The following is an 11942-nucleotide window of genomic DNA, read 5'->3' as shown; positions in this document are numbered from 1 at the left end:
CTGTGAAGCGGATGCCGTACGCCGAGGCGTCGCGCGCCCTGCTACGCGACTCGGTGCTCGATGCGATGCGGGATCTGCTGCTGACCCGCGACTGGTCGGCCGTCACCCTGTCCGATGTGGCCCGCGCCGCGGGCATCAGCCGGCAGACGATCTACAACGAGTTCGGCTCCCGGCAGGGTCTGGCGCAGGGGTACGGCCTGCGCCTGGCCGATCGGCTGGTCGACGCCGTCAATGCCGCGCTGCAGGCCAACGTCGGCAACATCTATGAGGCGTTTCTGCAGGGATTCCGCGACCTGTTCACCGAGTTGTCGGCGGACCCCCTGGTGATCTCGCTGCTCACCGGGGTGGCCAAGCCGGACCTGCTGCAGATCATCACGATCGGCAGCGCCCCCATCATCAACCGCGCCTCCGAACGGCTGGCCACGGCGCTCACCCACAGCTGGGTCGCGGCCAGCGACGAGGACGCCGGGGTGCTGGCGCGTGCCATCGTGCGCCTGGCGCTGAGCTACGTGTCGATGCCGCCCGAGTCGGACCACGACGTGGCCGCCGATCTGGCCAGGTTGATGACGCCGTTCGCGGAGCGTCACGGCGTCGTCAACGTTCCCTGACCCGCAAGGCGCGCGGACCCGCGACTACAGTGGCCCAAGAACATACCTAAGCTAATTACCGCTTGGACCCGAGCGAGCCGAAAAAGGAAGAACACACGTTATGACGACGACCGAAAACGCACTCACCCCCGAGGTTCGGAACGGCATCGATTTCAAGGTCGCCGATCTGTCGTTGGCGGATTACGGTCGCCGGGACATCGAGCTCTCGGAGCAGGAGATGCCCGGTCTGATGTCGCTGCGCCGCGAGTACCACGACGTGCAGCCGCTCAAGGGCGCGCGGATCTCGGGTTCGCTGCACATGACCGTGCAGACCGCGGTGCTGATCGAGACCCTCGTCGCGCTCGGTGCCGAGGTGCGCTGGGCGTCCTGCAACATCTTCTCCACCCAGGACCACGCCGCCGCCGCGGTGGTCGTCGGCCCGCATGGCACCCCGGAGGAGCCCAAGGGCGTTCCGGTATACGCATGGAAGGGCGAGACGCTCGAGGAATACTGGTGGGCGGCCGAGCAGGTGCTGACGTGGCCTGATAAAGACGGCGCCGCCGCGCCCGCGAACATGATCCTGGACGACGGCGGTGACGCCACCATGCTGGTGCTGCGCGGGGCGCAGTACGAGAAGGCCGGCGTCGTGCCGCCGGACGAGGAAGACGACTCGACCGAGCACCGGGTCTTTTTGAACCTGCTGCGCAAGCGTTTCGAGACCGACAAGGACAAGTGGACCAAGATCGCCGCGTCGATCAAGGGCGTCTCCGAGGAGACCACCACCGGCGTGCTGCGGCTCTACCAGTTCGCCGCCGCCGGCGACCTGGCGTTCCCGGCGATCAACGTCAACGACTCGGTCACCAAGAGCAAGTTCGACAACAAGTACGGCTGCCGGCACTCGCTGATCGACGGCATCAACCGCGGCACCGACGTGCTGATCGGCGGCAAGAAGGTGCTGATCTGCGGCTACGGCGACGTCGGCAAGGGGTCCGCCGAGTCGGTCGCTGGGCAGGGCGCGCGGGTGACCGTCACCGAGATCGACCCGATCAACGCCCTGCAGGCGCTGATGGAGGGCTTCGACGTCAAGCGGGTGGAGGACGTGATCGGCGAGGCCGACATCATCATCACCACTACCGGCAACAAGGACATCATCACCCTCGAGCACATGAAGGCGATGAAGGACAAGGCGATCCTGGGCAACATCGGCCACTTCGACAACGAGATCCAGGTGGCCCGGCTGGAGAAGTCCGGCGCCACCAAGACCAACATCCGCCCGCAGGTCGACCTGTGGACGTTCCCGGACACCGGCAAGTCGATCATCCTGCTGTCCGAGGGCCGGCTGCTGAATCTGGGTAACGCCACCGGCCACCCGTCGTTCGTGATGAGCAACAGCTTCTCCAACCAGGTCATCGCGCAGATTGAGCTGTGGACCAAGAACGACGAGTACGACAACGAGGTTTACCGGCTGCCCAAGCACCTGGACGAGAAGGTGGCGCGCATCCACGTGGAGGCGCTCGGCGGCGAGCTGACCAAGCTCACCAAGGAGCAGGCCGAGTACATCGGCGTCGACGTCGACGGCCCCTACAAGGCCGACCACTACCGCTACTGAGCAGCCCGGCCGCCGAGTGTGCGGGCAGGCGCATATTCGGTGTTCGACGTGCGGCTGGCCGCACACTCGCGCAGCACTCGGCGGCGATAGGCTCGCGCCGTGCTGATCGCGATCGAAGGCATCGACGGCGCCGGCAAGCGCACGCTGACCGACAAGCTCCGCAACCTGTTTCAGGCGGACGGCAAGTCGGTCGCCATGCTGGCCTTCCCGCGTTATGGGCGATCGGTGACCGCCGACATCGCGTCCGAGGCCCTGCATGGCGAGCATGGCGACCTCGCGTCGTCGGCCTATGCGATGGCGATGCTCTTCGCGCTGGACCGTGCCGGGGCTGTCGACGAAATCGATGCGCTGCGCCGCGAGCACGACGTGGTGATCATGGATCGCTACGTCGCCTCCAACGCGGCATACACCGCGGCCCGCCTGCACCAGGACGCCGCCGGGCCGGCCGTGGAATGGATACACGCGCTGGAGTATCGGCGCCTCGGGCTGCCCGCGCCCGACTGGCAGGTGCTGCTCGCGGTGCCCGCCGAACTGGCCGGGCGGCGCGCCCGCAGCCGGGCCGAGTCCGATCCGGGCCGGGCGCGCGACAGCTACGAACGCGACGACGGGCTTCAGCAGCGCACCGGCGCGGTCTACGCCGAACTGGCCGCCGCGGGCTGGGGTGGCCGCTGGCTGAGCGTCGACGCGGACATCGATCCGGGCCGGTTGGCCGCCGATTTGGCCGCCAACTAGCACAGCTTTGTCACGATTCGGCCGTTTCGAAGGAGAAACGCCCGTGTGGTGCCCGAGTTTTGTCCCGATCTGGTGACACCATGGACTCCATGAGGCAAAGGATTTTGGTCGTCGACGACGACGCTTCGCTAGCCGAGATGCTCACCATCGTGCTTCGTGGGGAGGGTTTCGACACTGCGGTCATCGGTGACGGCACCCAGGCCCTGACTGCGGTGCGCGAACTGCGCCCCGACCTGGTGTTGTTGGACTTGATGCTGCCCGGCATGAACGGCATCGACGTGTGCCGGGTGTTGCGCGCCGATTCCGGCGTGCCGATCGTGATGCTCACCGCCAAGACGGACACCGTCGACGTGGTCCTGGGCCTCGAGTCGGGTGCCGACGACTACATCATGAAGCCGTTCAAGCCGAAGGAGCTGGTGGCCCGGGTGCGGGCGCGGCTGCGGCGCAACGACGACGAGCCGGCCGAGATGCTGTCCATCGCCGACGTCGAGATCGACGTGCCGGCGCACAAGGTCACGCGCAACGGCGAGCAGATCTCCCTGACACCGCTGGAATTCGACTTGCTGGTGGCGTTGGCGCGCAAACCGCGGCAGGTGTTTACTCGTGATGTGCTGCTCGAACAGGTGTGGGGCTATCGTCATCCGGCGGATACCCGCTTGGTGAACGTGCACGTCCAGCGTCTGCGTGCCAAGGTCGAGAAAGACCCTGAGAACCCGACCGTTGTGTTGACCGTTCGAGGAGTGGGTTACAAGGCCGGACCTCCGTGACCCGCGCACGTCTAGAGCGCCGTAGGGGGCGCCGGCGGTGATTTGGGGCTCCCGGCGACGCACTCGGAGCCGCTGGGGGCGCTCCGGCCCCATGACTCGTGGCATGGGTACCGTCAGCCGGGCCGTGGCCATTGCCTGGCGCCGCTCGCTGCAGCTGCGGGTGGTGGCGCTGACGCTGGGGCTGTCCCTCGCGGTCATTTTGGCGCTCGGATTCGTATTGACCAGTCAGGTCACCAATCGGGTGCTCGACGTCAAGGTCAAGGCCGCCATCGAGCAGATCGAGCGGGCGCGCACCACCGTGGGCGGGATCGTCAACGGCGAAGAAACGCGGTCGTTGGACAGCAGCCTGCAGTTGGCGCGCAACACGCTGACCTCCAAGACCGATTCGGCCTCGGGCGCGGGGCTGGCCGGTGCCTTCGACGCGGTGCTGATGGTGCCCGGCGATGGCCCGCGCGCGGCGACCACGGCCGGCCCCGTAGACCAGGTGCCCGGTTCCCTGCGCGGCTTCGTCAAGGCGGGGCAGGCGTCCTACCAGTACGCGGCCGTGCACACCGACGGGTTCTCCGGACCGGCGCTGATCGTCGGCACGCCGGCGTCGTCTCAGGTCGCCAACCTGGAGCTGTACCTGATCTTTCCGCTGAAAAACGAGCAGGCCACCATCCAGCTGGTGCGCGGCACCATGATCACCGGCGGCGCGGTGCTGCTGGTGCTGCTGGCCGGGATCGCTCTGCTGGTGTCGCGGCAGGTGGTGGTGCCGGTGCGATCGGCGTCGCGGATCGCCGAACGGTTCGCCGAGGGGCACCTGTCCGAACGCATGCCGGTGCGCGGCGAGGACGACATGGCGCGGCTGGCCATGTCGTTCAACGACATGGCCGAGAGCCTGTCGCGCCAGATCACCCAGCTGGAGGAGTTCGGTAATCTGCAGCGGCGCTTCACTTCCGACGTCAGCCACGAGCTGCGCACCCCGTTGACCACCGTGCGGATGGCCGCCGACCTGATCTATGACCACAGCGCCGATCTGGACCCGACGCTGGCGCGCTCCACCGAGCTGATGGTCAACGAGCTGGACCGGTTCGAGTCGCTGCTCAACGACCTGCTCGAAATCTCCCGGCACGACGCCGGTGTCGCCGAGCTGTCCGTCGAGGCCGTCGACCTGCGCACCACCGTGCAGAGCGCGCTGAGCAACGTGGGGCATCTGGCCGAAGACGCCGGCATCGAACTGAAGGTGAATCTGCCCGCCGAAGAGGTGATCGCCGAGGTCGACACCCGCCGGGTGGAGCGCATCCTGCGCAACCTGATCGCCAACGCCATCGACCACGCCGAGCACAAGCCGGTCAAGATCCGGATGGCCGCCGACGAGGACACGGTGGCCGTCACCGTCCGCGACTACGGCGTCGGGCTGCGGCCGGGCGAGGAGAAGCTGGTGTTCAGCCGGTTCTGGCGGGCCGACCCGTCGCGGGTGCGCCGCTCCGGCGGCACCGGACTCGGCCTGGCGATCAGCATCGAGGACGCGCGCCTGCACCAGGGCAGGCTGGAGGCGTGGGGTGAACCGGGTGACGGCTCGTGCTTCCGGCTGACGTTGCCGCTGGTTCGCGGCCACAAGGTGACCACCAGCCCGCTGCCCATGAAGCCGATTCCGCAGCCCGCCGCCCAGGCCGATGGGCCCGAGCACAAGGAACGCCAGCAGCGCCAGCGTGAGCACGCCGAGAGGACCCTGTGATGCGGCGGTTGGTTGCCCTGCTGATGCCGGCCATGCTGCTCGCCGGCTGCGCCGGGGTGCCCAGCTCGTCGGCGCCGCAAGCCATCGGCACCGTCGAGCGGCCCGAGCCGTCGAACTTGCCCAAACCGACCCCGGGCATGGACCCCGACGTCCTGCTGCGCGAATTCTTCAAGGCCACAGCCGATCCCGCGAACCGGCATCTCGCTGCGCGGCAGTTCCTCACCCAGTCGGCGTCCAACGCCTGGGACGATGCCGGTAGCGCGCTGCTGATCGACCATGTGGTGTTCGTCGAAACACGTGCGGCCGAACGTGTTTCGGCGACCATGCGAGCGGACATCCTGGGTTCGCTGTCCGACGTGGGGGTGTTCGAGACCGCCGAGGGTGTGCTGCCCGACCCCGGGCCGATCGAATTGGTCAAGACCTCCGGCGGCTGGCGCATCGACCGGCTGCCCAACGGAGTGTTCCTGGACTGGCAGCAGTTTCAGTCCACCTACAAACGCAACACGCTGTACTTCGACGACCCGACCGGCAAGACGGTGGTTCCCGACCCGCGCTACGTCGCGGTGCCTGACCACGACCAGTTGGCCACCGAGCTGATCTCCAAGATGATCGCCGGTCCGCGGCCCGAGATGGCGCATACGGTCCGCAACCTGCTCGCACCGCCCCTGCGGCTGCGCGGGCCGGTGACCCGGGCCGACGGCGGCAAGAACGGCATCGGGCGCGGTTACGGCGGTGCGCGCGTCGATCTGGAGAAGCTGTCCACCACCGATCCGCACAGCCGGCAATTGCTTGCGGCGCAGATCATTTGGACCCTGGCCAGGGCTGACATCCGCGGACCGTATGTGATCAACGCCGACGGCGCGCCGCTGGACGACCGGTTCCGCGACGGGTGGACCACCTCCGACGTCGCGGCCACCGACCCCGGCGCGGCCGACGGCGCGGGCGCGGGGCTGCATGCCCTGGTGAACGGCTCACTGGTGTCGCTGGACGGCCAGCACACCTCGATGGTGGCCGGCGCGTTCGGTCGCATGGGCGACCAGACCGGCGCGGCGCTGTCGCGCAGCGGCAGGCAGGTGGCGTCGGTGGTGACGCTGCATCGCGGTGCCCCGGACATGGCCGCGTCCTTGTGGATCGGTGATCTCGGCCAGGAGGCGGTGCAGTCCGCCGACGGACACACCCTGTCGCGACCGACCTGGTCGCTGGACGACGTCGTCTGGGTGGTGGTCGACGGCAACAACGTGTTGCGGGCGATCCAGGAGCCGGCCTCGGGGCAACCCGCGCGCCTTCCGGTGGATTCGGTGGCGGTGGCCACCCGGTTCCCGGGGCCGATCACCGACCTGCAGCTGTCCCGCGACAGCACCCGCGCCGCGATGGTGATCGGTGGCCAGGTGATTCTCGCCAGCGTCGAGCAGACCCAGGCCGGACAGTACGCTTTGACCTTCCCGCGCCGGCTCGGTTTCGGGCTGGGCAATTCGGTGGTGTCGCTGTCGTGGCGCACCGGTGACGACATCGTGGTGACGCGCACCGACGCCAGCCACCCGGTGTCGTATGTGAATATCGACGGGGTGAACTCCGACGCGCCGCCGCACGGTTTACAGATGCCGGTGACGACGGTGGCCGCCAACCCGTCGACGGCCTACGTCGCGGGTCCGCAAGGGGTGCTGCAGTATTCGCCGTCGGCCGACGGCCAGCAGGGCTGGTCGGACGTGCCCGGGCTGACGGTTCCCGGGGCGGCCCCGGTCCTGCCGGGCTAGCTGTCACACCCGGGCGGCACACTGACGCCATGCTCGACCTGTTCCTGCCGGCCGAATGCGGCGGCTGCGGGGCGCCGACGACCCGCTGGTGCGACGCGTGCGCCGTCGAACTGTCGGTGAGCGCCGATCAGCCGCATGTGGTGAACCCGCGCATCGACCCGGAGGTTCCGGTGTTCGCGCTGGGCCGCTACGCCAACGCGCGCCGGCACGCGATCCTGGCGCTCAAGGAGCAGGGCCGCGCCGATCTTGTCGAACCGCTGGCGCGCGCGCTGGCCATCGGGGTGCACAGGCTGCTGTCGTGGGGGATCGTGTCGACCCCGCTGACCGTCGTGCCAGCACCGACCCGGCGTTCGGCCGCGCGCCGGCGCGGCGGTGACCCGGTCGCCCGGCTGGCGCGCGCCGCGGTGGCGCGGCATCCCGACATCACCGTCGTGCCGGCCTTGCGGCTCAAGGCGCTGACGCGAGATTCGGTGGGTCTGGGCACGACCGCGCGCCAGCGCAACATCGCCGGCCGGGTGGTGCTGCGCGGCTCGCCGCCGCGCGGCGAAGTCATGCTCGTCGACGACATCGTCACCACCGGCGCGACGGCGCGCGAATCGGTGCGGATCCTTCAGGCCGTCGGGGTTCGGGTCACCGCGGTGCTAACGATCGCCGCGGTCTGAATCGGCCGCGGCCGCGCGCAACCCATGAACCAGCCAAGAGCTTGTGAAGAACATGCAACAGCTCGACCAAATTAGTGGCATCGGCAGGCGAACACGAGCTAACGTCGAAAACAACGAAGAACGACTCATCGGTCTGACTCACTGGTCGCGAATTTCCAGGTGAGACCCATCCGCGGGAAGGGGTGAGTAATCGACACCTTGCTCCGGCGGGCAGCCTGCGGCGGTAGCCAGTCTCGAACCGCTCCCACCTCGTCGGCGCATTAAGCAGCCAGGCACGCAGGGCGCGTGTGACGTGAAAAAGAGAAACGAGTTGTCACGTATGTCAAGGCTATCCGTGGATTCCGGTCAGATTCTGGACCAACCGCCCGTCACCGATGGGCAAGCCCCACCGACAACCACCGCCGACGTTGTGTTCAAGGGCCGCAACGTGGAAATCCCCGATCATTACCGTCTGTACGTCTCGCAAAAGCTCGCCCGCCTCGAGCGGTTCGATCGCTCCATTTATCTCTTCGATGTCGAGCTCAAGCACGCGCCCAACCGGCGTCAGCGAAAATCCTGTCAGCGCGTCGAGATCACTGCCCGTGGCCGCGGCCCGGTGACGAGGGCGGAAGCCTGCGCCAATAGTTTCTACGCCGCGTTCGAGTCCGCGGTCGACAAACTGGAGAATCGGCTGCGCCGCGTCAAGGACCGCCGCAAGGTGCACTACGGCGACAAGACCCCGGTGTCACTGGCCGCCGCGACGGCGGTGCCACCCGTCCCGCCGCGCAGCGCGCCGCAACCCGCGCCGGCCGAGCACGACGGCGTGGAGGCCGACCACGAGCCCGGGCGAATCGTGCGGACCAAGGAGCACCCGGCCACGCCGATGACGGTCGACGACGCCCTCTACGAGATGGAACTCGTCGGACACGACTTCTTCTTGTTCCACGACAAGCAGACCGAACGGCCCTGTGTGGTGTACCGACGCCACGCCTACGACTACGGGCTGATCAGGCTCTCCTGAGAGGGTTGGTCGGGCGGCGACCCGCTACGCCCGGCGTTGCCGCGCTTGCGATCGCCGCTACGGCGGCCATCCGGGCGTCGTCGCCTACCATGGGAGTCGCTCAATGCAAGACTCCTACCAACAGGGGACATAGCTGTGCTGTCGAAGTTGCTGCGCCTCGGCGAAGGTCGCATGCTCAAGCGTCTCAAGCGGGTGTCTGACTACGTCAACACCTTGTCCGACGAGATCGAGAAGCTCACCGACGCCGAATTGCGGGCCAAGACCGACGAGTTCAAGAAGCGGCACGCCGACGGCGAAAGCCTCGACGACCTGCTGCCGGAAGCGTTCGCGGTGGCCCGCGAAGCGGCCTGGCGGGTCCTCGACCAGCGGCCCTTCGACGTGCAGGTGATGGGCGCCGCGGCGCTGCACTTCGGCAACGTCGCCGAGATGAAGACCGGTGAGGGCAAGACGCTGACCTCGGTGCTGCCCGCCTACCTGAACGGCATCGGCGGCAAGGGCGTGCACGTCGTCACCGTCAACGACTACCTGGCCAAACGTGACAGCGAGTGGATGGGCCGCGTGCACCGCTTCCTGGGCCTGGACGTCGGCGTGATCCTCGCCCAGATGACACCCGACGAGCGCCGGGTCGCCTACAGCGCCGACATCACCTACGGCACCAACAACGAGTTCGGGTTCGACTACCTGCGCGACAACATGGCGCACTCGCTCGACGACCTGGTGCAGCGCGGGCACAACTTCGCCATCGTCGACGAGGTCGACTCCATCCTGATCGACGAGGCCCGCACCCCGCTGATCATCTCCGGCCCCGCCGACGGCGCCTCGAGTTGGTACAGCGAGTTCGCCCGGTTGGCGCCGCTGATGGAGAAGGACACCCACTACGAGGTGGACCTGCGCAAGCGCACCGTCGGCGTGCACGAGTTGGGCGTGGAGTTCGTCGAGGACCAGCTCGGCATCGACAACCTCTACGAGGCGGCCAACTCGCCGCTGGTCAGCTACCTCAACAACGCGCTGAAGGCCAAGGAGCTATTCAACCGCGACAAGGACTACATCGTGCGCGACGGCGAGGTCCTGATCGTCGACGAGTTCACCGGCCGCGTGCTCTACGGCCGCCGCTACAACGAGGGCATGCACCAGGCCATCGAGGCCAAGGAGCACGTCGAGATCAAGGCCGAGAACCAGACGCTGGCCACCATCACGCTGCAGAACTACTTCCGGCTCTACGACAAGCTCGCCGGCATGACCGGTACCGCCCAGACCGAGGCGGCCGAGCTGCACGAAATCTACAAGCTCGGCGTGGTGCCCATCCCGACCAACAAGCCGATGATCCGCGCCGACCAGTCCGACCTGATCTACAAGACCGAGGAAGCCAAGTACATCGCTGTGGTCGACGACGTCGTCGAGCGCTACGAGAAGGGCCAGCCGGTGCTGATCGGTACCACCAGCGTCGAGCGCTCGGAGTACCTCTCGCGGCAGTTCCAGAAGCGCCGCGTGCCGCACAACGTGCTCAACGCGAAGTTCCACGAGCAGGAGGCGACCATCGTCGCCGTCGCGGGCCGCCGCGGCGGCATCACCGTGGCCACCAACATGGCCGGCCGCGGCACCGACATCGTGCTGGGCGGCAACGCCGACTTCCTCACCGACCAGCGGCTGCGCGAGCGCGGCCTCGACCCGGTCGAAACGCCCGAGGAGTACGACGCCGCCTGGCACGAGGAATTGCCCAAGGTCAAGGACGAGGTCAGCGCCGAGGCCGCCGAGGTGATCGAGGCCGGCGGCCTGTACGTGCTGGGCACCGAACGCCACGAGTCGCGCCGCATCGACAACCAGCTGCGCGGCCGGTCCGGCCGGCAGGGTGACCCGGGAGAGTCGCGGTTCTACCTGTCGCTGGGCGACGAACTCATGCGCCGCTTCAACGGTGCCGCGCTCGAGGCGATGCTCAACCGGCTGAACCTGCCCGACGACGTGCCCATCGAGGCCAAGATGGTCACCCGCGCGATCAAGAGCGCTCAGACCCAGGTGGAGCAGCAGAACTTCGAGGTCCGCAAGAACGTCCTGAAGTACGACGAGGTGATGAACCAGCAGCGCAAGGTGATCTACGCCGAGCGCCGCCGCATCCTGGAGGGCGAAAACCTCAAGGAGCAGGCGCTGGACATGGTCCGCGACGTGGTCACCGCCTATGTCAACGGCGCGACCGCCGATGGCTATGCCGAGGATTGGGACCTGGAGGCCCTGTGGACGGCGCTGAAGACGCTGTACCCGGTGGGCATCGACCATGCGCCGCTGACCCAACACGACGCCGACTCCGAGCGCGACGACCTCACCCGCGAGGAATTGCTCGAGGCGCTGTTGAAGGACGCCGAAAATGCCTACGCCACAAGGGAAGCCGAGCTCGAGGGGATCGCCGGCGAGGGCGCGATGCGCCAGCTGGAACGCAACGTGCTGCTCAACGTCATCGACCGCAAATGGCGCGAGCACCTCTACGAGATGGACTACCTCAAGGAGGGCATCGGGCTGCGCGCGATGGCGCAGCGCGATCCGTTGGTGGAGTACCAGCGCGAGGGCTACGACATGTTCATGGCGATGCTCGACGGCATGAAGGAGGAGTCGGTCGGATTCCTGTTCAATGTCACCGTCGAGGCGGTGCCCAGCCCGCAGGTCGCACCGGTCGAAGCTCCCGAGGGGCTGGAAGAATTCGCCACCGCGGCGGCTGTGCAGCAGGGCGGCGCGGCGACGGCTGTGCGCGAGGAGGCGCCAACCCAGTTGCGCGCCAAGGGAATTGACAACGAGGCGCCGGCCATGAGCTACTCGGGTCCGTCCGAGGACGGCTCGGCGGCGGTGCAGCGCAACGGCGGCGATGGCAAGACCCCGGCCGGGGTGCCCGGCGGCGCCAGCCGGCGTGAGCGCCGCGCCGCGGCGAGGCAACAGGGCCGCGGTACCAAGTCACCCAAGTCGGTCAAGCGGCGCTAGCGCCGCAAGCCTTCCGCGCACTCCCGCCTTCCGCGCGAGTGTGCGGCCCGCCGCACACTCGGCACCGAAGGCGCGGCAGGCCGCACACTCGTGGCCAAATTGGGGCATCCGCCCCATGCGCCGCGGCGGTGAGCGCGCGCAGGCTTC

Annotated in this window: 9 protein-coding genes; all 9 read left to right on the top strand. The window is 68.0% G+C overall.

Translation table 11 applies throughout. The annotated features are described in order from the left end of the window. The first annotated feature begins 11 nt into the window (after positions 1-11). The 9 genes from A5753_RS13120 to secA all read left to right on the top strand — a co-directional run bounded on the left by A5753_RS13120 (position 12) and on the right by secA (position 11795). Complete coding sequence (locus tag A5753_RS13120) at positions 12-608, top strand: TetR family transcriptional regulator (protein WP_082971297.1); 597 nt, start codon at positions 12-14, stop codon at positions 606-608. Positions 609-708: 100 nt separating this feature from the next. Beyond that, positions 709-2196 carry an adenosylhomocysteinase gene (gene ahcY, locus A5753_RS13115; protein ID WP_067128264.1) on the top strand — a complete coding sequence of 496 codons (1488 nt, stop codon included), beginning with the start codon at positions 709-711 and terminating at the stop codon, positions 2194-2196. 99 nt (positions 2197-2295) lie between these two features. Beyond that, positions 2296-2928, top strand: a complete 633-nt coding sequence (locus A5753_RS13110; RefSeq protein WP_067128261.1) for a dTMP kinase — start codon at positions 2296-2298, stop codon at positions 2926-2928. A gap of 80 nt (positions 2929-3008) precedes the next feature. Beyond that, on the top strand, positions 3009-3695 hold the full coding sequence (gene mtrA, locus A5753_RS13105) for a two-component system response regulator MtrA (RefSeq protein WP_007168097.1): 687 nt from the start codon (positions 3009-3011) through the stop codon (positions 3693-3695). Between the two features lie 37 nt (positions 3696-3732). Next, on the top strand, positions 3733-5415 hold the full coding sequence (mtrB, locus tag A5753_RS13100; protein WP_082971296.1) for an MtrAB system histidine kinase MtrB: 1683 nt from the start codon (positions 3733-3735) through the stop codon (positions 5413-5415). Then, a complete protein-coding gene (lpqB, locus tag A5753_RS13095) occupies positions 5415-7169 on the top strand; it encodes an MtrAB system accessory lipoprotein LpqB (RefSeq protein ID WP_156656084.1) in 1755 nt (584 codons plus the stop codon). The genes mtrB and lpqB overlap by 1 nt, the downstream gene beginning before the upstream one ends. Before the next feature lie 29 nt (positions 7170-7198). Next, positions 7199-7831, top strand: a complete 633-nt coding sequence (locus tag A5753_RS13090) for a ComF family protein (RefSeq protein WP_067128250.1) — start codon at positions 7199-7201, stop codon at positions 7829-7831. 334 nt (positions 7832-8165) lie between these two features. After that, entirely contained in the window at positions 8166-8831 is a 666-nt protein-coding gene (gene hpf, locus A5753_RS13085; RefSeq protein WP_067128247.1) for a ribosome hibernation-promoting factor, HPF/YfiA family, read from the top strand. Positions 8832-8966: 135 nt separating this feature from the next. Next, on the top strand, positions 8967-11795 hold the full coding sequence (gene secA, locus A5753_RS13080; protein WP_067128245.1) for a preprotein translocase subunit SecA: 2829 nt from the start codon (positions 8967-8969) through the stop codon (positions 11793-11795). Positions 11796-11942: the final 147 nt, after the last annotated feature.

The organism is Mycobacterium sp. 852002-51971_SCH5477799-a (genome assembly GCF_001667145.1).
Classification (GTDB): Bacteria; Actinomycetota; Actinomycetes; order Mycobacteriales; family Mycobacteriaceae; genus Mycobacterium.
The sequence above is the reverse complement of the archived record's forward strand: the minus strand, read 5'-3'. Positions and strand labels throughout refer to the sequence as shown.